Source organism: Caldichromatium japonicum, assembly GCF_011290485.1.
GTDB lineage: Bacteria > Pseudomonadota > Gammaproteobacteria > Chromatiales > Chromatiaceae > Thermochromatium > Thermochromatium japonicum.
Genome location: NZ_CP048029.1, coordinates 2523577 through 2546764 on the forward strand (window position 1 = coordinate 2523577; position 23188 = coordinate 2546764).

The 23188-nt window shown below is 61.2% G+C and carries 25 protein-coding genes; 12 read left to right on the top strand and 13 right to left on the bottom strand.

Annotation, left to right across the window (positions count from 1 at the left end):
- The first annotated feature begins 43 nt into the window (after positions 1–43).
- The 3 genes from thiD (at position 44) to hemL (ending at position 2878) form a co-directional block, all read left to right on the top strand.
- The gene (thiD, locus tag GWK36_RS12285) at positions 44–829 is read left to right on the top strand and encodes a bifunctional hydroxymethylpyrimidine kinase/phosphomethylpyrimidine kinase (RefSeq protein ID WP_166271478.1); all 786 of its coding nucleotides are present in this window, start codon (positions 44–46) and stop codon (positions 827–829) included.
- A gap of 106 nt (positions 830–935) precedes the next feature.
- On the top strand, positions 936–1577 hold the full coding sequence (gene thiE, locus GWK36_RS12290) for a thiamine phosphate synthase (RefSeq protein WP_166271480.1): 642 nt from the start codon (positions 936–938) through the stop codon (positions 1575–1577).
- 14 nt (positions 1578–1591) lie between these two features.
- Positions 1592–2878: a glutamate-1-semialdehyde 2,1-aminomutase gene (hemL, locus tag GWK36_RS12295; RefSeq protein WP_166271482.1), complete on the top strand. Its 1287-nt coding sequence runs from the start codon at positions 1592–1594 to the stop codon at positions 2876–2878.
- A gap of 51 nt (positions 2879–2929) precedes the next feature.
- On the opposite strand, the gene GWK36_RS12300 is transcribed toward hemL, so the two are convergent.
- The 3 genes from GWK36_RS12300 to GWK36_RS12305 form a co-directional block, all read right to left on the bottom strand.
- Positions 2930–3706 (bottom strand): M15 family metallopeptidase, encoded by a 777-nt coding sequence (locus tag GWK36_RS12300; RefSeq protein WP_166271484.1) that lies wholly within the window; start codon positions 3704–3706, stop codon positions 2930–2932.
- Between the two features lie 94 nt (positions 3707–3800).
- Entirely contained in the window at positions 3801–3929 is a 129-nt protein-coding gene (locus GWK36_RS15720; RefSeq protein WP_281352057.1) for a hypothetical protein, read from the bottom strand.
- A 261-nt stretch (positions 3930–4190) separates the two neighbouring features.
- Positions 4191–4955: a spermidine synthase gene (locus tag GWK36_RS12305; RefSeq protein ID WP_166271486.1), complete on the bottom strand. Its 765-nt coding sequence runs from the start codon at positions 4953–4955 to the stop codon at positions 4191–4193.
- Positions 4956–5122: 167 nt separating this feature from the next.
- Between GWK36_RS12305 and GWK36_RS12310 the strand changes: the two genes are divergently transcribed.
- The 9 genes from GWK36_RS12310 (at position 5123) to GWK36_RS12350 (ending at position 16982) form a co-directional block, all read left to right on the top strand.
- Entirely contained in the window at positions 5123–6070 is a 948-nt protein-coding gene (locus GWK36_RS12310) for a hypothetical protein (protein ID WP_166271488.1), read from the top strand.
- 69 nt (positions 6071–6139) lie between these two features.
- Complete coding sequence (locus tag GWK36_RS12315; RefSeq protein WP_166271490.1) at positions 6140–7072, top strand: PfkB family carbohydrate kinase; 933 nt, start codon at positions 6140–6142, stop codon at positions 7070–7072.
- 50 nt (positions 7073–7122) lie between these two features.
- Complete coding sequence (locus tag GWK36_RS12320) at positions 7123–8115, top strand: IS630 family transposase (RefSeq protein WP_166271492.1); 993 nt, start codon at positions 7123–7125, stop codon at positions 8113–8115.
- 162 nt (positions 8116–8277) lie between these two features.
- Positions 8278–8676 carry a DUF4405 domain-containing protein gene (locus GWK36_RS12325; protein ID WP_166271494.1) on the top strand — a complete coding sequence of 133 codons (399 nt, stop codon included), beginning with the start codon at positions 8278–8280 and terminating at the stop codon, positions 8674–8676.
- A gap of 31 nt (positions 8677–8707) precedes the next feature.
- On the top strand, positions 8708–9175 hold the full coding sequence (locus GWK36_RS12330; RefSeq protein ID WP_166271496.1) for a hypothetical protein: 468 nt from the start codon (positions 8708–8710) through the stop codon (positions 9173–9175).
- Between the two features lie 101 nt (positions 9176–9276).
- On the top strand, positions 9277–9921 hold the full coding sequence (locus GWK36_RS12335) for a carbonic anhydrase (RefSeq protein ID WP_166271498.1): 645 nt from the start codon (positions 9277–9279) through the stop codon (positions 9919–9921).
- A gap of 87 nt (positions 9922–10008) precedes the next feature.
- Positions 10009–13785, top strand: a complete 3777-nt coding sequence (locus GWK36_RS12340) for an ATP-binding protein (protein WP_166271500.1) — start codon at positions 10009–10011, stop codon at positions 13783–13785.
- A 73-nt stretch (positions 13786–13858) separates the two neighbouring features.
- Positions 13859–15205 (top strand): ABC1 kinase family protein, encoded by a 1347-nt coding sequence (locus GWK36_RS12345; protein ID WP_246237558.1) that lies wholly within the window; start codon positions 13859–13861, stop codon positions 15203–15205.
- A 70-nt stretch (positions 15206–15275) separates the two neighbouring features.
- Positions 15276–16982, top strand: coding sequence for a cation:proton antiporter domain-containing protein (locus GWK36_RS12350; RefSeq protein ID WP_166271502.1), 1707 nt, complete (start codon positions 15276–15278; stop codon positions 16980–16982).
- On the opposite strand, the gene uvrA is transcribed toward GWK36_RS12350, so the two are convergent.
- From uvrA to GWK36_RS12390, 10 genes are all read right to left on the bottom strand, one after another.
- Positions 16983–19808 (bottom strand): excinuclease ABC subunit UvrA, encoded by a 2826-nt coding sequence (gene uvrA / locus GWK36_RS12355; RefSeq protein WP_166271504.1) that lies wholly within the window; start codon positions 19806–19808, stop codon positions 16983–16985.
- Between the two features lie 196 nt (positions 19809–20004).
- Positions 20005–20322, bottom strand: coding sequence for a methyl-accepting chemotaxis protein (locus tag GWK36_RS12360; RefSeq protein ID WP_166271506.1), 318 nt, complete (start codon positions 20320–20322; stop codon positions 20005–20007).
- Positions 20323–20332: 10 nt separating this feature from the next.
- Positions 20333–20509 carry a methyl-accepting chemotaxis protein gene (locus GWK36_RS12365; protein ID WP_166271508.1) on the bottom strand — a complete coding sequence of 59 codons (177 nt, stop codon included), beginning with the start codon at positions 20507–20509 and terminating at the stop codon, positions 20333–20335.
- A gap of 9 nt (positions 20510–20518) precedes the next feature.
- Positions 20519–20641, bottom strand: a complete 123-nt coding sequence (locus tag GWK36_RS15725) for a hypothetical protein (protein WP_281352058.1) — start codon at positions 20639–20641, stop codon at positions 20519–20521.
- 66 nt (positions 20642–20707) lie between these two features.
- Positions 20708–21268 (bottom strand): HAMP domain-containing protein, encoded by a 561-nt coding sequence (locus GWK36_RS12370; RefSeq protein WP_166271510.1) that lies wholly within the window; start codon positions 21266–21268, stop codon positions 20708–20710.
- Between the two features lie 9 nt (positions 21269–21277).
- Positions 21278–21817, bottom strand: coding sequence for an RNA-guided endonuclease InsQ/TnpB family protein (locus GWK36_RS15080; RefSeq protein WP_210756778.1), 540 nt, complete (start codon positions 21815–21817; stop codon positions 21278–21280).
- Between the two features lie 251 nt (positions 21818–22068).
- Positions 22069–22266: a recombinase family protein gene (locus tag GWK36_RS16155; RefSeq protein WP_210756734.1), complete on the bottom strand. Its 198-nt coding sequence runs from the start codon at positions 22264–22266 to the stop codon at positions 22069–22071.
- A 29-nt stretch (positions 22267–22295) separates the two neighbouring features.
- Positions 22296–22433 (bottom strand): MerR family DNA-binding transcriptional regulator, encoded by a 138-nt coding sequence (locus GWK36_RS16160; RefSeq protein ID WP_166270144.1) that lies wholly within the window; start codon positions 22431–22433, stop codon positions 22296–22298.
- A gap of 8 nt (positions 22434–22441) precedes the next feature.
- Entirely contained in the window at positions 22442–22948 is a 507-nt protein-coding gene (locus GWK36_RS12385) for a hypothetical protein (RefSeq protein WP_210756779.1), read from the bottom strand.
- A gap of 9 nt (positions 22949–22957) precedes the next feature.
- Positions 22958–23110 carry a hypothetical protein gene (locus GWK36_RS12390; protein WP_166271514.1) on the bottom strand — a complete coding sequence of 51 codons (153 nt, stop codon included), beginning with the start codon at positions 23108–23110 and terminating at the stop codon, positions 22958–22960.
- Between the last annotated feature and the right edge of the window lie 78 nt (positions 23111–23188).

Consider the following 23188-nt stretch of genomic DNA (forward strand, 5'->3'; position numbering starts at 1 on the left):
GGGATCGCCGAGCGCTCGGCGAAGGGGATAAGAGACACGGACAATGGGCCTAGATCTTCAGCTCACCCGCGTCCTATGCATCGGCGGTCATGATCCGAGCAGCGGGGCGGGGATCATCGCCGATGCCGAGGCCGTCCGTGCTCAGGGGGCCTTCCCTTTAACCGTGATCACGGCGCTCACCGAACAGGATACCTGTGGGCTGTATCGCCTGCACCCCCAGCCGCCCGAGCATGTCATAGCCCATTGCTTAAGGCTGCTCGATGATAGCCCCCCGCAAGCGCTCAAGATCGGGCTGATCGGCATGGCGGCGATCGCTTTGGCGCTCGCTGAGCTCAGCGCCTCATTGCCCGAGGTCCCGATCGTCTTGGACCCGGTGCTTGCAAGCGGTGCCGGGCAGTCGGTCGCCGACCGCGAGCTCATCGCTGCCCTGCGCGACCGGCTCATCCCCTGCTGCCGCTTGATCGCCCCCAACCTCCCCGAGGCTCAGGCCTTAAGCGGGGCGCAAGCGGTTGAAGCTTGCGCCGAGCGCCTGCTTGAGCTTGGCGTCGGCTGGGTCCTGATCACCGGCACCCATGCCGACACCCCTAGTGTCGTCAATCGGCTATTTGGCGCTGATGGCTCCGAGCAGACCTGGGAATGGCCGCGACTGGCGGGCCAGTATCACGGCTCGGGCTGTACCCTCGCCTCGGCGATCGCGGCGCGCCTCGCCCGGGGACAGGAGATGAGCGAGGCCGTCGCCGCAGCTCAGGAGTATACCTGGCGCTCCTTGGCTGCGGCCATCCAGACCGGGCGTTGTCAATCGACCCCGAACCGCCTGGATATTCTATAGGGTATGCCACCCATACCCCAGGATCATTGACCAATGCACGATAAGCCTTGCCCTTCAAGGCGGAGGGGATGTCAAATTCCCTCCATTAGCCAAGTCAGCAAGCACCATGAATCACACCCCCTATACCCCCCAACTGCGCGGTCTTTACGCCATCACCCCAGACCCGCCGCCAGAACCCGAGCGGCTTACCGAACAGGTGGCGCTCGCCATCCAGGGCGGCGCGCGTCTTATTCAATATCGCGATAAACACAGCGGCTCTGAGCGACGCAGGCGCTATATCGAGCGGCTGCTCGCGGTGTGCCGCGCCGCCGATGTCCCTTTGCTGATCAACGATGACCTTGAGCTCGCAGCCGAGCTCGCAGCCGATGGGGTGCATCTTGGGCGCGGTGACCCTGGCCCACTCCTTGCCCGTCGCCTGTTGGGCGAAGAGGCGATCATCGGGGTCTCATGCTATGACCAGCTCGCCCGCGCCGAATGGGCTCAAGATGCTGGGGCGAGCTATGTCGCCTTCGGGAGTTTTTTCCCTTCATCCACCAAGCCAAACGCGGTACGCCCCGATCTCTGCCTATTGACCCAGGCGCGCCTGAGGCTTCGTCTGCCCCTGGTTGCGATCGGCGGCATCACGCCACACAATGGCGGCTCTTTGATCTCTGCAGGCGCCGATCTGCTTGCGGTCGTCAGCGGTCTCTTTAGTCAGCCCGACATCGCGGCGGCCGCTCGCGCCTATGCCGACCTATTTGACAACTGAGGAGAACGATCGCAATGACCCGATCCCAAGAGCTGTTTGCTGCCGCCCAACGCCATATCCCAGGCGGGGTCAACTCGCCGGTGCGCGCCTTTCGCGGGGTGGGTGGCGAGCCCGTGTTCTTCGAACGCGCCGAAGGGGCCTATCTCTTCGATGTCGATGGCCAACGCTATATCGACTATGTCGGCTCCTGGGGGCCGATGATCCTGGGGCATGCCCATCCGGCGGTGGTGGAGGCGGTGCGCGAACGCTTGGGCATGGGTCTGTCGTTTGGCGCGCCCACCGAATTGGAGACCCGGATGGCCGATAAGGTCTGCGAGCTGGTCCCCAGCATGGACTTGGTGCGCATGGTGAGTTCAGGCACCGAGGCCACCATGAGCGCCCTGCGTCTGGCGCGCGGCTACACCGGACGCGACAAGATCGTCAAGTTCGAGGGCTGTTATCACGGCCATGCCGACTCATTGCTGGTCAAGGCCGGCTCGGGTGCCCTGACCCTGGGTGAGCCGAGCTCCCCGGGCGTGCCCAAGGCCCTGGCTGAGCTCACCATCACCCTGCGTTACAACGACCTGGATCAGGTGCGCGACACCTTTGCCAAGATGGGCGCAGAGATCGCCTGTATCATCGTCGAGCCGGTGGCCGGCAATATGAACTGTATCCCTCCCCTGCCCGGATTTCTGGAGGGTCTGCGCGAGGTCTGCGACCAGTATGGCGCAGTCCTGATCTTTGACGAGGTCATGACCGGCTTTCGGGTGGCGCTCGGCGGTGCCCAGGGGTATTACGGGGTCAGGCCCGACATGACGGCACTGGGCAAGGTGATCGGCGGCGGCATGCCGGTTGGGGCCTTTGGCGGCAAGCGGGAGATCATGTCCAAGCTCGCCCCGCTCGGACCCATCTATCAGGCTGGCACCCTCTCAGGCAACCCTATCGCCATGGCGGCGGGGTTGAAGACGCTCGAACTCATCTCTGAGCCCGGTTTCTTCGACCGCCTCTCAGCCAAGGTGCAAACCCTCATGGATGGACTCAAGGAACGCGCCGCCCAAGCGGGGGTGGCGCTCACCACCAATCAGGTCGGCGGGATGTTTGGGATCTTTTTCACCGACGAGCAGGTGACCAACTACGAGCAGGCGACCCGCTGCAACATCCAGCAGTTCAAGGCCTTTTTCCACGGCATGCTCAAGCGCGGTGTCTATCTGGCACCTTCCGCATTTGAGGCCGGCTTTGTCTCTAGCGCCCATACGGATGAAGACATCCAGGCGACGCTCGCCGCTGCCGCCGAGACCTTTGCCGCTCTGACCGCGCGCTGAGCACTGTCAGCGATGCCTTGCGCTGCCCGGCGCAAGGCACGAATTGAAACCCTAGCCGCCGTCGGGCGCACTGACGGGGAAGTCAAAATAGGTCTCGGGGAAGGGCTCATCCTTCAGGGTGAAATGCCACCACTCCTCGGCCAGGGGCTTGAAACCATGGCGCATCATCAGGTCGGCGAGGCGGGCCCGATTGGCCTGGGCCTCAGCTGAGACCTGATCGTTGTCTGGGTGTGAGAGCGGGTCCATGCAATCGAAGCCCGTTCCAAAGTCCAGATCGCTGTCTGGATAGCGTTCGGCAAAGGGCGCCGTACAATCGACCAAGGGTTGATCGGCGGACGGGGTGGCACGCTCATCCGCGGCTGTCAGGGATGCCAAGATGAGGTCAACCGTACTGCCGCGCGAGTGGCCTGAACGTTCGGCTACATAACCCAGCCGGAAAAAATCCGCCTTGTCGACGTGCGGATAAAACGCAACCTTCATCCGCTGATCGGCGGAATCTTGGCTCCAGCGGACGAAATGCGCCACCGCCCGCGCAGGTCGGTAGCAATCGAACACCTTCAGCCGTAGTCCGGCTTGCTGCGCCTCGGCCTGTACTGCCTTCAATGCCTCAGCCGCTGCCTGGGTCAGGATACATTCCGGCGCCTCATAGCCGTCGATCGGGCTGCCGACGAAGTTGAAGGGGCCGAAATAACGCATCTCTTGGGCGATCTCGGGGGCGATTGCCCGCAGATAGACGAATCCTATCGGCAAAGGCCCGGCGCTGAGACCCCCCGAACATGTAGCGATCAGGGCGCCTCCCAGCAAACCTTGGGCAAGGGCATTGATCATGATTGTTACCTCACAGGTGACCACTCCCTCATCGCAAGCGCCCCAGGGGCCAGCAAATGGTGGTGAGGTTGAGTATTACGTATAGGCCACCGCCTCAATCCCGAGGCTCGGGCGTACGCACCAGCTTGACGAAGCGCTCTTGTAACGACCGTGCCCAGGCCGGCTGCGGCCAATTCCAACCAATGACAACCCCAATCACAAGGCCAAGCAATAGCTGAATCATCGTTTTTGTCTCCTAGTGGATGATGTTGAGACGGGTCATAGCAGCTCATGGCTCACCCTAATCCTAGGCACAATCCCCTTTAATCCAGTGCGATTTTAGACCATGGGAAACCGCCTCACCGGTTGCGATCGGTGTCAACCGCTTAGGGAAATCTGAATCAGCGACTTTGGGGAAAGCTGGAATCCAGAAATATCAGCAGGATACGCAGCCTCCGACCTGTAGCTGCGAATGAATCAGTGCTTGCTTAGATCTGATCCTCGATTAGATCTGATCCTCGAGATGAAAGCCAAAAAGCTCGAGGATGACGCTGGTGATCGCCCCACCGCACAGGCCACCGAGTAAACCAGGTGGGATGTCGGCCAATACCAAGGCAATCGCTGTCTCGGTGCGCGTATCTAGGCCACTAGCGGCAGAGCCACTGAGAAGCCAGATCCCCCCGCCGACGATCGCCGCAATCAAGCCAGCCACCAGGGGGGCAGAGATGAGCCCAGGCAGCCAGCGTCTGCCCCAGCCGATCACCGCTTGATCGAGCAGCTCAAAGAGGGTACCCACCAAGGCGACGACCCCCGCCGCCAATACAAAGACCCCGAGATCGATGAGATGCACGATCAGACTGAGGATGAAACCGGCCAGGACGCCTGCGATCAGTCCGGCAATGGTCTCGGCCAATGGGCGGCTGCCACCTGGTATGATCCAGGCGTAAAATCCACCGGCCAATAGACCGATGCCACCCGCGAGCTCAGCGAGCTTCAGGAGCTCGATCTCATATCCGCTGATGATCAGATAACCGATCGAGGTCAAAACACCTGCCATGGAACCTACCAGAGCGATCGGCATCGCGCTATAAAAGGCGGTGGTCGTCATCGCCGCCGCTGTGGTTGCTGCGATCAGCGCCAACCAGGCATGTAGCCCTCCAACCAGTAGGATGCGATGTAAGCCCGTAAAAAGGGCCCCGAACAACGCCCCAGCGAACCCCCATACCAAAAGCGCTAGCATGATCGGAGTTAAACGGTCTTGAATGCGCATGGTGAACATCCAGAGATGTTGAATCCACGCCCGAGGTTCCATTGAGCCACCGTCCCCGACGGCAACGAAGCAGCCGAGCGGGCTGAGTCCTTACGTCCCAGCGGGTTCATCCAGCACCTCATGGCCTAGACTTGGATGTTTTGAAAGAACCCATAGCGATGCGCGGCATGTATCAGTCTCCTCTCAATGGCAGCAAACGCGAGATCGACGGCGTCATGCGCATCTATTATGACGGCTATTGGATCAAATATTACGAGCCGCCGCGCGACAGCCCCGCAGCCAGGCGCCAACTCATCCAGGCCCTCACCCACCGTTTGTTCAGCCATGTCGAGCCCGGGATCAATATCCCCGGGTCGCGCCTCAAAGAGGCGCGCGCCGCCTATGAGGCCGAGACAGACACCGAGCGTAAACGGGTCAATGGGGCCATGTTGGCCGGGGCCCTGTTCAATCGCGCAGCTGATATCTTCAATAGCCTGGTCGATCTTCAAGCCGCCGGCGTCGAGATCCCGCCCGATCACGCCCTGATGCGTGAGTGCGGACACTGTCTGATCGAGGCGCTCGAACTGGGCAAGATGGTCCGTCATCGTGGTGGTGACGAGGGAATCGATGAGCTCTGGGGCGAACCCTTCAAGGCCTTCTCGATGCCGATCGAGGCCTTTTATGCGAGCCGCTATCTCAAGATCGCCATGACCATGCACGATATCGACCGGATTACCAGCGCCATGAAAACCACCTTTGCCGGCAGCCAGCAGATCGTTGGTCTGGATGCGCGACTGGATGAATTGAATATAGCCGCCAAATCCAAATGCGAGACCCTCGGCTCCGATCCAGAGCTGTTTACGATCTGGCCGCGTTATGTCGTTGCCAGTGAGCATGTGCGCAATATCGAACCCAACCTGCCCCCTGCCTATGAGGCGATCGATGTCCATGAGGCCGTCGAGGGGGCACGGCTCTTGCGCGATGGCACCGATCTGATCGGCTTCATCGTCCGCGCACGCGTCCCCATGCCCAAGAGCACCCGTGAATATCTCGATCGTTGTCAACAATTCAGACGCACCTATATCGAGCCACAACTGGTGAGTAAGTGTTCGACCTCTAGCACAGAACCGCGATGAAACAGCATCGGTCCGTTGGGGAAGCCATGGATGGCCAGTCTTAATCAAGACATCTAGGGAGAGGCAGGTATGGCGTACCTCTCATCAGACATCGAGATCTTCGGCGAGGTCTTATTCGATCATTTTCCGGATGGGCAGCGGGTACTTGGGGGGGCGCCCTTGAATGTCGCCTGGCATCTGGCCGGCTTTGGTCTGCGTCCGCGCCTGATCAGCGCCGTCGGATCCGATCTCGAAGGCGAGCTGATCCGCGCCGAGATGAGCGCTTGGGGGCTGGATACCTCATGCCTGCAAACCGACGCCGAGCGTCCTACCGGCGCCGTCCAGGTCAGTCTCGAGGCTGGTGAACCCAGCTATCACATCTTGCCTGAGCGGGCCTATGACTACATCCGCCCGCCGATGGATATCCGGCCAGGTGCCCTGCTCTATCATGGGACCTTGGCCCTGCGCAGTCCGATCTCGGCGCAGACCCTGAAGCTCCTCAGACGAAACGCCGGCCTGGTCTTTTGTGATGTCAATATGCGCAACCCTTGGTGGTCGCTCCCAGAGGCCCACATCCTCCTTGACGGTGCCCACTGGGTCAAGCTCAACCGCGATGAACTGCGCGCGCTCGCCGAGGATCTAGACCTCCCCCTCGCCGAACAGTCCATGCGCCTGCTTGCGCGTTACCGGCTCTCTGGACTGATCGTCACCCTGGGTCCAGAGGGGGCGCTGGGTCTGACCGCCGAGACCGGTCCCGTCTTCTTGTCCCCGCCGTCGGTCGCAAACCTCACCGATACGGTCGGTGCCGGTGACGCCTTTGCTGCCGTCGCCCTGCTCGGTCTGATCCAAGGCTGGCCGTTGGAATGGCTCATCGAACGCGCCCAGTCGTTTGCCGCCCAGATCATCACCCAGCGGGGGGCTGTCAGCCGCGACCGCGCCCTCTATGAGCGGTTGGTGAGTACCTGGGGGCTCAAGGGGCAAACGCCAGGCGGTAGGGTGCGCAATGCGCATCCTGCTTCTTGATAAGAAACACATGCTTTTGAAATTGAGTGAGCTGTCCTGATGTCGTGGGCATGGAAAGACGAGACATGAGATTGCTGTCGTTTGCGGCGCGCGAAGAGCAGCGGCGTGGCTGGAGGTATGAAGCGATAGGCGCGCAGAGGGGATTGTTGGGCGCAGGGGTGTTCGACATCTGCAAAGGCTATGGGCGCGAAGGGGCCCAAGGGCAAGGGGGTGGGCGCAAGGTGGGTGAGAAGCGGGCGCTGTTGGCGGAGCAGGACGCCCAGATACGCAAGCTCATGTGCGACGGGACACCGGATCAGCTGAAGCTGCCGTTTGCGCTGTGGAGCCGGCAGGCGGTGCGGCAGTTGATCCTCGGCTGTTTTGGCATCGAGCTCAGGCCGCAGGGGGAGGGCAAGTACATGGCGCGCTGGGGATTGACGCCCCAGAAACCGATTCGGCGCGCCTATGAGCAAAGCCCGCCGGCGGGCAAGACGTGGCTTGAGGAGATCTACCCGGACATTGCCCGGCGCGCCAAGGCCGAGGGCGCCGAAATCCACTGGGGCGATGAAACGGGGCTGCGCTCGGACGAGGTGCGCGGGCGCTCTTATGCGCCGGCGATCAAGACGTCCGAGATTCGCGTCACGCACCGTCGCGAAGGCCTGTCGGTGATCTCGACGCTGACCAACCGCGGCAAGGTGCCTTGGAAGGCGTTCGCGGGGGCGATGAACGCCGACATCCTGATCGACTTCATGAAGCGGCTCGTCAAGGACGCCAGGGGCAAGAAGATCTTCCTCATCCTCGACAACCTGCGCGTGCATCACACCAAGCCGGTCAAAGCCTGGCTGGCTGCATGCGCCAATCAAATCGAGGCCTCCTCCCTCCCCCCCTACAGCCCGGCACTGAACCCCAACGAGATGCTCAAGGCCACCATCACCGCGCAGGCGCCCTCCCGCACCAAGGACGATCTGAAGAAGGCGACCGTCAGCCACCTGCGCCGCCTTCTCAATTCCCCCCAACGCATCATGCGCTACTTCCAGCATCCCAAGCTCCATGATGCCGCGTAATACAAGTTCATTGGTTTCGGATTAATAGTTAAGGTGCGCATTGCGTACCCTACTGCCCGAGAAACCCACAACCGCCATCCCGACGACAGCCGGAATCCACAAAAAATCAGCGGCTGGCATTTGGCCCCGTCAGCCCCCAGGCGTTCACCAAACGGCCATACGATGTTGAAGAACACCCATCCGGTTCGCGCTTTCATCGCCTTCCTGGTCAGTTGGTCGTTTATCGTTCTAACTCTGACCGGCGCTGTACTCTATGTCATCCCGCACGGGCGGGTCGCCCACTGGACCTTCTGGCAGCTAGCAGGGCTTGACCGAGAATCCTGGACCCATCTTCACATCCTGTTTGGTGCAGTCTTCATCCTCAGCGGCGCCCTCTATCTCTATTTCAATTGGCGGCCCTTGACCCACTATCTTGCCGAGCGTGTCCAGGGCCATCTCGAGTTCAAGCGTGAATCCATCGCCTCGCTCGCCCTGGCCCTATTGTTGGTCCTCGGTGCCCTCTATCCGGTACCGCCGATCAGTTGGCTCTTTACACTCAACGATTGGGCCAAGGGGCGGTGAGCCCCCTTATCCGCGCGCCGAGGCCAGCCCCTTGCCGGTCCTCGCCCAGCGGGCGGGCTTTATCCTCGATGAGGCAGTGGCTACCTGGCGCGCGGCGGGGATTGAGCTCGATGACGCCAATACCACCCTCGAGAACATCGCCCGCGCCAATCGCATGACCCCTGCTGCGCTCTTCGCCCTGATCCCCAATGGGCCACCTGCCGCCCGAGATCCAGCCGCGATCGAGGCGCAACTGGCCGGAAGCGGCCTGGGTGCCAAGACGCTCGCCGACTTCGCCGAGCACCAGGGCCTGATACCAGAGAGGGCCCGCGCCCACCTCAAGACTCTCGGGATCGAGGCAGAGATCAATGAAACCCTCAAGACGATCGCCGAGCGCCATGCCGTCCGCCCTATTGAACTGGCCAAGGCCATTTTGATCCCTGGCTATCGGCCCAAACCCTATCTCTGCTGCGCAGACTCCGCGTCGTTGAGCCACAGCACAGGGATTGCGCGGGCTTGAAGGGTCTGAGGGGTGCCGAAGGGCCTACAGACAAGATGACAGGGGACGCGCTCACGCCGATAATCGCTATTCAAACCAATCGTCCTCTAAGGGAGTCTCCGATGTCTCGATCCGCTCAGACCTGTTCGGCCTGGGAGGCCCTGGAACGCCTACGCGAGGGTAACCGCCGCTTTACCCAGAACCTCACTAGCCTAGACCGCCTGCTCACCTATCAGCGCCGGGCTGAACTCAGCGCCGGGCAAAGACCCTTTGCCGTGATCCTGGGCTGCTCGGACTCGCGCGCCCCGGCTGAGATCCTCTTCGATCAGGGGCTGGGCGATCTCTTCGTGATCCGCGTGGCCGGCAATGTGGTTGCGCCCTCGCAGATCGGCAGCGTCGAGTTTGCAGTCTCGCGCTATGGCACCCGCCTGGTGGTGGTCCTGGGCCATATCCATTGCGGTGCCATCGATGCCACCCTCGAGTCACTCGTCGCAGGTGAGGACAGCGACTCACGCCATATCGCCTCGATCGTCGAGCGGATCAAACCCGCGGTCCTGCCGTTGGTCGAGACCGAGCTGCGCCATAACCGCTCGGCGCTACATCGCGCCGCTGTGCGCGCCAATATCCGCGCCTCGGCCAACCAATTGCGCCACGGCTCGGCGATCATCGAAAGGCTGATCGCCGAGGATGGGCTCATCGTCATCGGCGCTGAATATAACCTAGACAGCGGTCTGGTCGATTTTTTTGATGGGCTTCCTGACGCTTGAATTGCATGACCTGAAACAGAACACCGTTATAAGGTTTCTTTTGCGATCCGGCAGGACTAAACAGGAGCGCAATCTGTAAGCGGCACCATGGACCTCTTGCGAAAACAAACGGATTTAATCTTTTTTCTCGACGAAGACGGCTCCATTCTGGGGTTTCACGGGCCTGAGAAAAGTCTCTATGCAAGACCCGAGCACTTCATCGGCAAGAGGCCAGAGGAGGTGCTTCCGCCCCAAGCGGGCGAACCGATCCAGGCCCAGATCGATTCGATAGGCAAGGGTGGCGAGGCAGTCGGCGTCCGCTATTATCTCCGGATGCCGGATGGGCCGCGCGACTACGAGGCGCGTTTTTGCCGTCTGCCCGAAGGTACGCGTTTGCTCGCCATCGTGCGCGACCTGACCGAACATCAGCGCCTCATCCAGGCACTCAATCGCAAACGCAGCCAACTAGATAAGCGGATCAAGGAGCTGGCCTGTCTCAATCAGGTCTTGCGCCTGACCGAAAACGATACCGATCCGATCGAGGAGGTGCTCGCGCGCCTTTTGCCGGTCATCATGACCGGCATACGCGATTCATCTCTGATTGAGATCCAGATCGACTGGTCAGAGGAGCTACAGCTGGCAACCCCTGGCTTTAGGGTCACGGAATGGATGATCCAGGCACGTGAGCAGACCGCTGCCGGTAAACCGCTCAGCCTCACCCTCGCCTATCGTACCGCCCCACTCGATCCAAATGCGCCCTTTTTGCTCGAGGAGCATGTATTGCTCGGGGCGCTCACCCGGCGGTTGGCTGAATTCCTCGATCGCCGGCACAAACAACGCCAGCTTGCCGAGCGCGAGGGTCTGATCCAGGCCATCTTCGAGCAGATGGCCGATGGGCTGGTGTTGATCGAGCCGGCGAGCGGACGCCTGGTCGATTTCAACACCGCTGCCTACCGCAGCCTGGGCTATGAGGCCGCATCATTCACCCAGACCAGATTTGAGGAGTTGCTGGCTGCGCCCGATCCTCAGCAGCTTAAGGCCATACTGAGCGGTGCCTTGCCTTATCTCGAGACCCAATATCGCGCCAAAAACGGCAAGATCCACGAGGTCGCCATCCATTTCTCCCCTGTGCAACATCAGGGACAACGGCTGATCGCCGCCATTTGGCACGACATTACGTCCCGCAAACGCCGCGAACGCGAACAGCATGCCCGCATTGAACGTCTGCGCATCCAAGACGAGCTGATCCGCACCTTCAGCCTGGCACCTGCAGCGAACGCAGGCGATATTGCAACCTATGCGTGCACGATCACCGGATCGATCGCCCAGCATTTTGGATATGCCCAAGTCTCGCTCTGGCTGTTGGACGAGGATAGAGATGCGCTGACATGCCTCGACCGCTACCACGCCCAGACAGGGCAGCATACCAACGGCCTCGTCCTAAGGCAGAGTGGTGTGCAGACCTGGCGCGAGATCCTCCAGAGCTATCGCCATTTCGATAGCCATGAGATACATTCTGAATCTCACTCATTAAGCGGGCTCCAGCGTACGCTGGGATTGACCGGAGCCGGCTCGGCATTCGCCTGTACCATCCTTTCAGGGACTGCCCCGCGCGGTCTGCTCTGTCTCGTCCACCCCGACCCGGCGCATACCTGGTATGCGGATGAGATCCAATTCGCCTGCCAGGTCGCTGCCCAGTTTGGCATCGCCCTGCTCAACCGCGAGCGCGAGGCGTTTCGCATCTTTGGGATGCCCAAAGAGATCCCGCCCACGCCCGAGCTTGTCGACTCCTACATCTATCCCGACGATCGTTCGCTGGTCGATCGGGCTTGGGATGAGGCACTGACCGGTCAGCCCTATCGGGTCACCCATCGCATCCACACCCCGCACGGCATCCGCTGGGTCGAGGAACGCGCTGAGATCCTCTGCGATGCAAGCGGTCAGCCGGTCGAGGCCCTAGGGACGGTGCAGGATGTCACCGAGCGCCTGGAGCTGGAGCAGCAGCTCGCCTCCTATCGCGATCATCTCGAGGACCTGGTCGCGGCGCGCACCGCCGAGCTTGCTGCCGCCAAGTCCGAGGCCGAAAGCGCCAACCGCACCAAAAGCGTCTTTTTGTCGAACATAAGCCATGAGATCCGCACCCCGTTGAATGCCATCCTCGGCTATATCCATCTCATTGAGCAAGAACCCTTAAGCCCGCGGCAATCTGCCTGGATCAATAAGCTCAATCATGCCGCCCGGCATCTCTTGCAGATCATCAACGATATCCTCGATCTGTCGAGGATCGAGGCGGGCGCACTCCGTCTCGACCCCCATGATTTTGCCCCCGAGCAATTGATCGGTCGCGTGATCGACATGATCGCCCAACAGGCCCAGGCCAAGGGCCTGGATCTGCGGATCGACCTCTCGGGGCTGCCGCCGTGTCTGCACGGCGACAGCGTACGTATCGGTCAGGTGCTGCTGAACCTGCTGAGCAACGCAGTCAAATTCACTGAGCGCGGTTGGATCGAACTGACCGCCCACACCCTGGGGGAACAGGAGATGCCGCCCGCGAATTGGTGGGTCCGCTGGACGGTGCGCGACACCGGCGTCGGCATGACCCCAGAACAGCTCCAAAGGGTCTTTAGGCCCTTTGAACAGACCGAGACCGGCATTGCCAGACGCTATGGCGGTACTGGACTGGGGCTGGCCATCTGCAAGCGGCTGGTCGAACAGATGGGCGGGCGGCTCGAGGTCGAGAGCCAACCTGGGCTTGGCAGCACCTTTTGGTTTGAGATCCCAATCGGCAAGGGGGGTGACCTAGGTCAGACCGAAGTGGTCGCACCCTCTGGTATCGCCCGCTCAGGCCCTCAGGCAGGTGCACCTAGGCTTACCGGTGTCCGCATCCTGGTTGCCGAGGACAATGCGCTCAATCAGGAGATGATCCAGGCCCTGCTCGAGTCAAGCGGTGCCCAGGTGAGATTGGTCGCCAATGGTCAGGAGGCGGTGGATGCCGTGTTGCACGAACCATTCGATCTGGTCCTGATGGATGTTCAGATGCCCGTTATGGACGGGCTTGCCGCTACCAGGTCTATCCGCGCTCATCCCCAATATCAGGCCCTACCGATCCTGGCCATGACTGCCAATGCCTTTGCCAGCGACCGCCGGGACTGTCTAGATGCCGGCATGAACGATCATCTCACCAAGCCGATCATCCCAGCCCGCCTAGCCGAGGTCATTGCCCGTTGGTTGCCGGGCAGGGTGCCTGAACCCAATACCACCCCTCGCCCACCTGGGTCGCCGGAGCACGCCGCTTGGTCCGATCTACGCGCGATCCCCAGCCTGGATGCGGATCAGGGACTTGCGCATCTACAAGACAATCTCGAGCTCTATCGTTCATTACTGCAACGTTTCGCTGCCGCCTTGCCTGATGAAGAGAAACGACTGACTGCGGCGCTCGCCAGCGGTGACCTGGAGACACTGCGGCAAAAGGCACACCAGCTCAAGGGGATCGCCGCCAATCTCGGTGCCACGGCGATTCACGCACAGGCCCAAAAGCTAGAGCAGGCAGTGCGTGCCGGCCGACTAGAAGATGAACTTCAGGGACTGGTCAAGGATCTGAATGGGGCGTTGCGGACGCTTGGCGAACATTTCAGGTGCCTTGGCCAGGTCGAAACCCAGAACGCCGTCCAGAACGCCGTCGGCTTGGAGAGCCTGAGTGCAGGTCTGGATCGACTTGCCAACCTGTTGTCCAAGCATGATACGCGCGCCAACCACCTCTTTGCTGAATACCGGTCTGCGCTCTATCACGCCTTCGGGCAGGGGGCAGAGCGCTTGGAGCGCGCCATCCAGTCGTTCGACTATGAGGAGGCCCTGGTCATCCTTCAGGGCCTTTTGAATCCCTGAGGCCCTGCCCCTGCGCCGGCGGTGTATTTCACCGGTTCATCGCATCCGATCGTATCCAAGAGACCCATTATCCATGGCAAACAGCGACCAATCACCAGCGAGCATGCTTGCTTCCCCCCGTCCCATCCCCAGCCAGCGCTTGAGTCGGCTCTGGTACTTAGGGCGCGCGACCGGCGATCTAGCCGCTGGTCTTGGGTTTAAAGGGCTGATCGAGCTTGCCCAAAGTCAGGCCCAGGACCGGCCAGCGCGTATCCAGATCTCGCCCGAGCATGCTCGCCGCTTTGCCGAGCGGCTCTCCGAGCTGCGCGGTGCGGTGATGAAGCTCGGGCAGCTCATGTCGATGGACGGCACCGACATCCTCACCCCCGAGGTCGCTGAGGTCCTGGCGGGGCTGCGAGAGCGGGCGACCCCCATGCCGATGAGTCAGCTCGTCGAGGTGTTGACGCGCGAATACGGGCGGGACTGGGATCGGCGCTTCAAGCGCTTTGAGTTCACCCCCGTCGCCGCCGCCTCCATCGGGCAGGTCCATCGCGCCGAGACCCATGATGGACATCGCCTGGCCCTCAAGATCCAGTTTCCCGGGGTACGCGCCAGCATCGACAGCGATATCGCTAATCTCGGGCTGATCGTGCGCACGCTGGGACTCGGGCCCAAGGGGATCGACATCCGCCCCTTTCTCGATGAGGCCAGGCGTCAGCTCCACCGCGAGGCCGACTATGAGGCCGAGGCCAAGGCGCTCGAGCGCTATCGCGCGTGTCTAGGCGATGACCCCGATCTTGCGGTGCCCCAGGTCCATCGCGATCTCACCACCCCCAATATCCTGGCAATGGATCTGGCCACTGGGGTCCCGATCGACCGGCTGGCTGGGCCTGAGTATCGGCGCGCCGAACGCGACCGCGCCGCGACTTTGCTCATGCGTCTGACCCTGCGCGAGCTTTTTGAGTTCGGCCTCGTGCAGACCGACCCCAACTTCGCCAATTATCTCTATGACCGGACAAGCGGTCGGATCGTCTTGCTCGACTTCGGGGCTATGGTGCCGATCGCCCCCTCTCTGATCACCTGCTATCGCCAGCTTGCGCGCGCGATCATCGCGGGCGATCGCGCCGGCATCCAGGCCGCAGCCATCGCCCTGGGCTATGTGGGCGCCGCTGACCCACAAGACCAGGTCGCCGCCATGCTGGACCTCCTGGAGCTGGCCGCCGAGCCCTTGCGCAGCCCAGGGGTCTATGACTTCGGGGCCTCAGACCTCTTCGAGCGGGTCTATCGCCAAGGGCGGGCGCTCTTTCATGCCGGGGTCTTTAGTGCGGCGCCTGCACCCGAGACCATGTTTCTCCATCGCAAATTCATGGGGTCGTTCATGTTGGCGCGGCGCCTGCGGGCGCGGGTGGAGCTCGCGCAACTGGTACCTTTGTGCCTTTGATCATGGAGCGCACCGGCATAGCTAGCCAGGTAGAAGCATGGCATGGTGTAGCCCTTAGAAACAGGACATCATGGAACTGGACAACTTCATCCTCTCGGCCATCGTGTTGCTGACGGCAGCGGCGCTGGCGGTCGCCCTGTTTAAACATCTGGGCTTGGGGTCGATCTTGGGGCTCTTGGTCGCCGGGGTGGTCGTCGGCCCGCATTCGCCGCTGCATACGATCAGCGGGCATGTCGAAGAGCTGCGTACGTTCGCCGAACTCGGGGTGGTATTGCTCTTATTTATGATCGGTCTGGAGATGCAGCCCAAACGCATCTGGGCTCTGAGGCGCGAGATCTTTGGCCTGGGGGTAGTGCAGATCCTAATCTCGGGCTTAGGGATCGCGCTTTACGCCTCGCTCTATGCCCCCTCTTGGCCGGTCGCCCTCTTGATGGGCCTGACGCTTGCGCTCTCGTCTACCGCCTTGGTCATCCAACTGCTCCATGAGCGCGGTGATCTCAATACCCGCCACGGCACGACCGCCTTCGCCGTGCTTCTGATGCAGGACCTGGCAGTGGTACCGCTCTTAGCGCTCGTGCCCCTACTCGCCAAGGACGTCGCCATTCTGCCGTCTGAGTTCATCAGCAGCGAACCTACGGTGTGGCGGGTGTTGAGCATGGGGGGGCTGATCTGGCTGATCGGGCGCTATGCCCTACCGTCGGTGCTCGAGGGGCTGCTGCATCAGAACAACCGCGAGGCATTTGCCTTAGTGGTGATGCTCTCCGTCCTGATCGCCGCCTGGGCGATGTATGAGGCAGGTCTGTCGATGGCGCTTGGGGCATTTATGATGGGGATGCTCCTTTCGACGACCCCTTTCAGCTTTCAGATCCAGGCCGAGGTCGAGCCCTTCAAGGGCCTCCTGATGAGCCTGTTTTTTGTTGCGGTCGGGATGTCGATCGATCTGCCGGCGATTGCCGCCCAGCCTTGGCTTCTGGCCCAACATGTCTTGGTGATCATCGCCATCAAGCTGGTGACTGTGTTCGGGACCGCGATCTTGTTTAGGCTCCCGCGCGGGGTGGCGGCGCGGATCGCCTTTCTGCTCGCGCAAAACGGTGAGTTTGGATTCGTGCTCTTTGGCTTTGCCAAGACCCTGGGGCTGATCGATGACGCCAAATTTGCCATCGCGATTAGCGTGATCTCGATGAGCATGCTACTGACCGCACCCCTGGTGCAGATCGGGGATCGCCTGGCCCAGCGGCTCGAACATCGCGGCGGCAAGCCCCAGGTCTTCGATGAATCAACCACAGGTGTCGCCCCCAGGGGGCGGGTCATTATCGGCGGCTATGGGCGCGTCGGCCACACCATCGCCACCCTGCTCGAGGTCAATCAGATCCCGTTCATCGCCTTCGACACCAATCCTGCCAACGTCGAACAGGGGGTGCGCGACGGGCGGGCGGTCTATTACGGCGACATCGGCGACCCGGAGCTGTTGCGCGCCGCCCATGTGGAAAGCGCTGCCCAGGTGATCCTGACGATCGACCAGGGACCGGCGGCGCTGCGCGCGGTCTCCCATATCCGCCATGCCGCGCCCCATGTTCCTGTGATCGCCCGCGCCCGCGACCTCGCCGCCTGCGCCAGCCTCCTGCGCGCCGGCGCCACCCGCGCCTATCCCGAGGCGATCGAAAGCAGCCTCAGGCTCGGCGCCGAGGCACTGCAGATGCTTGGGGTCTCGACCGATGACATCGATACCCTGCTCAAGGATGTGCGCGGTCAAAACTATGCCCAGGTGGTCGAGTGATCACCAGCCGCGCTCGAGGATCGGGCGCAAAAACTGCCCGGTATATGAGCGCTCATCTGCGGCGATCATCTCCGGGGTACCGCAGGCGACCACCTGACCGCCGCGCGCACCCCCTTCTGGACCGAGATCGATGATCCAGTCGGCGGTTTTGATTACATCCAAGTTGTGCTCGATCACCACGACGGTACTGCCCTGATCGCGCAGGCGATGCAAGACCGCAAGCAGGTGCTTGACATCCTGAAAATGCAGGCCGGTGGTCGGCTCATCGAGGATATACAGGGTGCGGCCGGTGTCGCGGCGCGAGAGCTCACGGCTGAGCTTGAGCCGCTGCGCCTCGCCGCCCGAGAGTGTGGTGGCGTTTTGCCCGAGTTGGATATAGCCAAGCCCTACATCTATCAGGGTCTGAAGCTTGCGCACCAAGGACGGAACTGCCGAGAAGAATGCCAAGGCGTCCTCGACGCTTAGGTTGAGGACCTCATGGATATTCTTGCCTTTATAGCGGATCTCGAGGGTCTCGCGGTTATAGCGCCGCCCGTGGCAGACCTCGCACTGGACATAGACATCGGGTAGAAAGTGCATCTCGACCCGAATCACCCCGTCCCCCTTGCAGGCCTCGCAGCGCCCGCCCTTGACGTTGAAGCTAAAACGCCCTGGGTCATAGCCGCGGGCGCGCGCCTCGGGGACGGCGGCGAAGAGCTCGCGGATGAGATTAAATATGCCCGTATAGGTTGCCGGGTTCGAGCGCGGCGTGCGCCCGATCGGGCTTTGATCGATGTCGATCACCTTGTCGAAATGTTGCAGGCCCTCGATGGCGCGATAGGGTGCGGGGGTCAAACGCGCGCCCTGACAATAGCGGGCGACCGCCGGATAGAGGGTGTCATTGATCAGGGTCGATTTGCCGGAGCCCGAGACGCCAGTGATGCAGCACAGGGTCCCGACGGGGATGGCAACATCGATATCGCGCAGATTGTTGCCGCAGGCACCCAAGAGATGCAGCTGGCGCTGCGGATCGATGGGGGCGCGCTGTTGCGGGACCTCGATCCTTAGGGTGCCAGCGAGATACTGGCCGGTAAGCGAGCGCGGATTGGCCGCAATCTCCGCCAGTGTCCCCTTGGCCACCACCTCGCCGCCATGCGCCCCGGCCCCTGGACCGAGATCCACCACCCAATCAGCGGTGCGGATCGCCTCCTCGTCATGTTCGACCACGATGACCGTATTGCCCAGATCGCGCAGTCGGGTGAGTGTCCGCAAGAGACGGGCGTTGTCGCGTTGATGTAGACCAATAGAGGGCTCATCCAGGATATACATCACCCCCACGAGGCCCGCCCCGATCTGGCTTGCCAGGCGGATGCGCTGGGCCTCACCGCCTGAGAGTGTCTCGGCGCGCCGGTCAAGCGAGAGATAATCCAGGCCCACATCGACCAAGAAACGCAGGCGTTCCTTGATCTCGGCGATGATCCTGACGGCGATCTCGCCGCGCTGACCCGGTAATACCAGATTCTCGAAGAGATGCAGCGCCTCACCAACCGGCAGGGACTCGATCGCCGGTAGGTTATAGTCACCGACAAAGACATGGCGCGCCCCCTCATTCAGCCGCGTACCGTCGCATGCAGGACAGGGACGCTCGGAGAGATAACGCGCCAACTCCTCACGCACGGTCGCTGAGTCGGTCTCGCGATAGCGCCGCTCCATATTGCGCAGGATCCCTTCGAAGGGCTGGACCCTGACCCCTGCCCCAGGATTTAGCAGTTTAAAGGCGATCTCCTCCGTACCGCTACCATAGAGGATCACCCGCTTGATCCGCTCGGGAAGCTGGTTCCAGGGCATCTCAACATCAAAGCGATAATGCGCGGCCAGAGCGCGGATCATCTGGAAATAAAAAGCATTGCGCCGATCCCAACCGCGCACCGCCCCCCCCGCCAGGCTGAGGTCTGGATGTACAACCACTTTGTCCGGATCAAAAAAGGGCTCAACCCCGAGACCATCGCAACGCGGACAGGCACCGGCGGGGTTATTGAATGAAAACAGGCGCGGTTCAAGCTCAGACAGGCTCCAGCCACAGAGCGAACAGGCAAAGCGCGCTGAAAAGATCAGTTCAGGGCGATCCGCTTCATCGATCCAGGCGATGCGCGCGATCCCGGTTGAGAGTTTGAGCGCCGTTTCAAAGGATTCGGCCAGACGCGCCCGCAGATCCGCCCGTACCCGAAAGCGGTCGATGACGACGGCGATGTCGTGCTTGCGCTTGGGGTCGAGCGCCGGCGGGTCATCGAGGTCATAGAGCTCGCCGTCGATGCGCGCACGCACAAACCCCTGGGCATAGAGCTCGCTCAAAAGCCGCTGATACTCGCCCTTGCGCGCCTCGACCACTGGGGCGAGTAGCATCAGCCGCTCGCCCTCAGGCAGGGCCAAGACCTGATCGACCATCTGATCGACCGTCTGCGCTGCCAAGGGCTCGCCGTGGGCCGGGCAGCGCGGCTGACCAACCCGGGCAAAGAGCAGGCGCAGATAGTCATGGATCTCTGTGACGGTCCCGACCGTGGACCTGGGATTATGCGAGGTGGTCCTTTGTTCGATAGCGATCGCCGGCGATAGCCCCTCAATATGATCGAGATCCGGTTTATCCATCACCGATAGAAACTGGCGGGCATAGGCCGACAGCGACTCGACATAGCGCCTCTGTCCCTCGGCATAGAGGGTATCAAAGGCCAGAGATGACTTGCCCGAACCTGAGACACCCGTCAGTACAATCAGACGATCGCGCGGCAGGTCCAGATCGATGTTTTTGAGGTTGTGGGTGCGCGCGCCGCGCAGGCGGATCAGGGACATCCTCGGGATCAGATGTAAGAGGACAGGCAGCGAGGCCTGAAGGCGATGCACTCAAAGCCAGTTATGATAGCCCAAACGGCTCATCTAAGCTGAACAGCAGACCGCAAGCCAAGCATAGGCTGCCTGCTTAAGATTGGGCAGCATTCAGCCCCAAGAGCCTCAGAGGGGTTTAAGGATGCCCATGGACCCAAGCCGATCAATACAAGCGGAAATGATCCACCTGCTTGCGCAATCCGCTTGCCAGGTCACAGGGCCGGCTGCCTTGACTGAAGACCGAGTCTGCGGTTTGGGCATGCTCCTGGGCGAGCACCGTGGCCTGATTGATGGTAACAGCGATCTCCTCGGCCATGCGGCTTTGTTCCTCGGCGGCACTCGCAATCTGCTGGGTCATTTCGGCGACTGTCAAGATCGCCTGGGTAAAGGCGTTTAGATGGGCAAGGGTTTGACCGTAATGCGCCAGGCTGTTCTGCGCGCGATCGCGGTTGCCGTGCATGACGGAGACAGCGGCATTCATTAGAGTTATCCTAAATCGTCTTCATCAGGCCTTCGATCTGGCCGATCGCCTGCTGGGTGCGTAGCGCAAGCTGGCCGACCTCATCGGCAACCACAACAAAGCCGCGCCCATGCTCGCCGGCGTGCGCCGCCTCGATCGAGGCATTCAAAGCAAGTAGATTGGTCTGCTCTGCGCTCCTGCGGATCATATCCGAGACCTAGGCGATGTAGGCGATGCTCTGGGTCTGCTCGGCCAGGCCCAAGACCACCTCGGCGGCCTGATTGGTCTCCGCCGTCAGGCCCTCGATCAGCTGGGTCGTCTGATCGAGGATGAGCCGCACCTGCTCGATCCGCGCCTTGGCATCGGCGGTGGCAGTGGCGGTGCGAGTGATATGATCAGCGATCGCCTAGGCCGACTGGGCCATGTGCATGGCCGCGCGATCCACATGGGCGATCTTGATCTTCTGGTGATCGAACTGGATCTTGGTCGATTCTGCCAGGGCTGCCATGGTGCCGGCTGAAGCTTGTAGGTCATCGCTGGCCCTATGGATCCCCCCGATGATCTCGCGCAGGCGCTCCACCAGACGTTGGAGCGCCTGCATCAATTGGCCAACCTCATCATCGTAGCGTCTAGACGCAAGCGACACATTGAGCTCACCTTGGGCCAAGCGCGCGAGGGCCACAACCGGTTGGTCGAACGGGCGCAAGGCGTGGCGGATGCTGAGATATAGCCCCAAGGCGGCAAGGAGCAGAAGACCAAGCACGGCGATATAGGTCATCTGCTTTAAACGACGTTGTTGCAAGGCCAGGGGGTCCTCAAAGAGGCTTAGGAGATGGGCCAAGGGTTGGCTAGCAATGCCAAGCAGTGGAAAGATAGTCAAGGTATAAGCGGTCTCACCCATAAACAGGGTCCGGCGCTCGATGCGTCCCAGCTCGGGCCAGACGAGCTGCTTTTGGATTGTTGCCAAGGTCTGCTCTCAAGAAAGTGCGCAAACAGGCGCACTGTTCTCTTCCTGCCCCGAATGCGGAGCGCATTCGTCTCTGACAGGCGTGACTTTCCCGACTACGGCAGAGACCCTCTCTGCTGTAGCGCCGCCGTTACCGGACGGACTCGCCACGGGTAGGGCAGTTGCGGTTGCCAGCCGTTTGAGATTGAGCGCGGCATTGATGTCCCGATCATGGCGCGTGCCGCATTGAGGACACGTCCATTCCCGATCCTTCAACGCCAACATCTCATTCTCCCAACCACAGACCGAACACAGGCGGCTGCTCGGATCCCAGCGATCAGCTAAAACCAACCAGACGCCGTAGCATTTCCCCTTGTATTCCATCTGCAAGCAGAACATGCCAAAGCCCAGGTCGCTGATGGCGCGGGCAAGCCGTTCGTTCGCCAGCATGCCCTTGACGTTTAAATCCTCAATCACCACCCCTTGGTTTTCGCGGCAGAGCCGGGTCGTGAGCTTATGTGTGAAGTCCGCTCGGACATTGGCAATGCGTGCGTGCAGCCTTGCCAACATCGCAGAGGATTTCCTTCGATTCTTCAAGATCGGAAGCCTTGTGCCTTTTGGCAGTCTGGCACTTGGCGCAAACCCAGCCCCGACCTTGGCCGCCTCAACCTTGCAAGAAAGCCGTCTGCCTCGAATCCTGAGACAACGAAGCGCAGAGGAGATTCAACAGACTCGCCATTGGAAAGCCTGGCCGCCGCCTCAACGCCCAGGTCAACACCAGTCGTTTCATGCGCCTGCGATAGAACGCAGCATCGACCACTTCAACCTGAATGGCGACGAACCTGCGATCCGCAGTACGCAAACTTGCGCTTAAAGTTCAGGCCGCCGCCGATTTCCTCAACGAACTCGACATTCGACAAGCCTTTCGCCACATCAAACTCTTCCAACACCTTGCGCTGGTCGGCGAGGTCTGGCTTCTGCGCAGCACTGGATACGCGACAGTAGGCATCAATCCGCATTGGCTCTGATACCTTACTGCGCAAGCCAATCAACTCGCGGATTTGTGCCTCGCGACTGTTCGCGCCACCAGGATCAAACCCCCTTCGCGCTCCCAGCGTTGCAAGGTCTTGACCAAGACGCCAAGCCGCTTCGCCGCCTTGCCTGTGCCCATCATCGCGCTTTCCATGTGGAAAATTATCCACTATCACGCACAGCTTGTAATACTAGGGTTGGCTCCGGGCGCGTGCCTGCAAGCAACTTGCCTTCGGCAGTGACGAGATAGAGCTCGCCGCCCTGGATGGCTTGGAAACGCGCGATCGCCGGCGCCAGTGACTTGGCAAAGGCCACCGGCCCTACAGGCTCATGACGGATCGTTATCGGAAAGACCAAGAAGGCCAGAGGCTGACCCTTAGTATCAAGACCCACACCGCGCCTTGGTTCAGACGAGCCAGCAAGGGCCGAAACAAGGGATACGACATCCTCTGGAACCTCTAATCTATCATCGGTACAACATAATAAATGGCCGGCAGCACCAAATACCCAAAGCCGGTCGAAATAGCCCTGTTCGCTGATCAAGCGATTGAGCGCGGCGACCGCTTGCTGGACCTCCTCTGGGTCGCCTGCTTGGAGCGCTTGCCTAAGCGCGAAGTCCTGTTCAAAGTCGCGTCGCCCCTCATCCATCTGTGCCAACAGGCCCTTCAATGCCTGCTTTCAGACCAGACTGCGTCCCGAGGCTGCCTCCTCTGCCATTTGTATCCTCAGGGGGGTTGCATTGGTTTGGCCGATCAGGATCAGGATCGAGGCGACCAGCAAGGTCACAAGGATCGCGATGAGCGTCAGCCAGCGGCGGATTGTCAGGGTCATCAATAAATAAACCAGCACCGGTGTTGTAAATCGATGACGATTTAACCAGACGTCGGTGACTATCAGATGACAGCAAGA

What these genes read in the sequence shown, in the direction of transcription:
- GWK36_RS12360 (WP_166271506.1), bottom strand. Translation starts at nt 20,322, where the DNA reads ATGAATGCCGCTGTCTCCGTCATGCACGGCAACCGCGATCGCGCGCAG.
- GWK36_RS12365 (WP_166271508.1), bottom strand. Translation starts at nt 20,509, where the DNA reads ATGATCCGCAGGAGCGCAGAGCAGACCAATCTACTTGCTTTGAATGCC.
- GWK36_RS15080 (WP_210756778.1), bottom strand. Translation starts at nt 21,817, where the DNA reads ATGTTGGCAAGGCTGCACGCACGCATTGCCAATGTCCGAGCGGACTTC.
- GWK36_RS12345 (WP_246237558.1), top strand. Translation starts at nt 13,859, where the DNA reads ATGGCAAACAGCGACCAATCACCAGCGAGCATGCTTGCTTCCCCCCGT.
- thiE (WP_166271480.1), top strand. Translation starts at nt 936, where the DNA reads ATGAATCACACCCCCTATACCCCCCAACTGCGCGGTCTTTACGCCATC.
- GWK36_RS12310 (WP_166271488.1), top strand. Translation starts at nt 5,123, where the DNA reads ATGTATCAGTCTCCTCTCAATGGCAGCAAACGCGAGATCGACGGCGTC.
- GWK36_RS12320 (WP_166271492.1), top strand. Translation starts at nt 7,123, where the DNA reads ATGGAAAGACGAGACATGAGATTGCTGTCGTTTGCGGCGCGCGAAGAG.
- GWK36_RS12305 (WP_166271486.1), bottom strand. Translation starts at nt 4,955, where the DNA reads ATGCGCATTCAAGACCGTTTAACTCCGATCATGCTAGCGCTTTTGGTA.
- hemL (WP_166271482.1), top strand. Translation starts at nt 1,592, where the DNA reads ATGACCCGATCCCAAGAGCTGTTTGCTGCCGCCCAACGCCATATCCCA.
- GWK36_RS12335 (WP_166271498.1), top strand. Translation starts at nt 9,277, where the DNA reads ATGTCTCGATCCGCTCAGACCTGTTCGGCCTGGGAGGCCCTGGAACGC.
- GWK36_RS12340 (WP_166271500.1), top strand. Translation starts at nt 10,009, where the DNA reads ATGGACCTCTTGCGAAAACAAACGGATTTAATCTTTTTTCTCGACGAA.
- GWK36_RS12390 (WP_166271514.1), bottom strand. Translation starts at nt 23,110, where the DNA reads ATGACCCTGACAATCCGCCGCTGGCTGACGCTCATCGCGATCCTTGTG.
- GWK36_RS12325 (WP_166271494.1), top strand. Translation starts at nt 8,278, where the DNA reads ATGTTGAAGAACACCCATCCGGTTCGCGCTTTCATCGCCTTCCTGGTC.
- GWK36_RS16160 (WP_166270144.1), bottom strand. Translation starts at nt 22,433, where the DNA reads ATGGAAAGCGCGATGATGGGCACAGGCAAGGCGGCGAAGCGGCTTGGC.
- GWK36_RS12350 (WP_166271502.1), top strand. Translation starts at nt 15,276, where the DNA reads ATGGAACTGGACAACTTCATCCTCTCGGCCATCGTGTTGCTGACGGCA.
- GWK36_RS12300 (WP_166271484.1), bottom strand. Translation starts at nt 3,706, where the DNA reads ATGATCAATGCCCTTGCCCAAGGTTTGCTGGGAGGCGCCCTGATCGCT.
- uvrA (WP_166271504.1), bottom strand. Translation starts at nt 19,808, where the DNA reads ATGTCCCTGATCCGCCTGCGCGGCGCGCGCACCCACAACCTCAAAAAC.
- thiD (WP_166271478.1), top strand. Translation starts at nt 44, where the DNA reads ATGGGCCTAGATCTTCAGCTCACCCGCGTCCTATGCATCGGCGGTCAT.
- GWK36_RS15720 (WP_281352057.1), bottom strand. Translation starts at nt 3,929, where the DNA reads ATGATTCAGCTATTGCTTGGCCTTGTGATTGGGGTTGTCATTGGTTGG.
- GWK36_RS12315 (WP_166271490.1), top strand. Translation starts at nt 6,140, where the DNA reads ATGGCGTACCTCTCATCAGACATCGAGATCTTCGGCGAGGTCTTATTC.
- GWK36_RS16155 (WP_210756734.1), bottom strand. Translation starts at nt 22,266, where the DNA reads ATGCGGATTGATGCCTACTGTCGCGTATCCAGTGCTGCGCAGAAGCCA.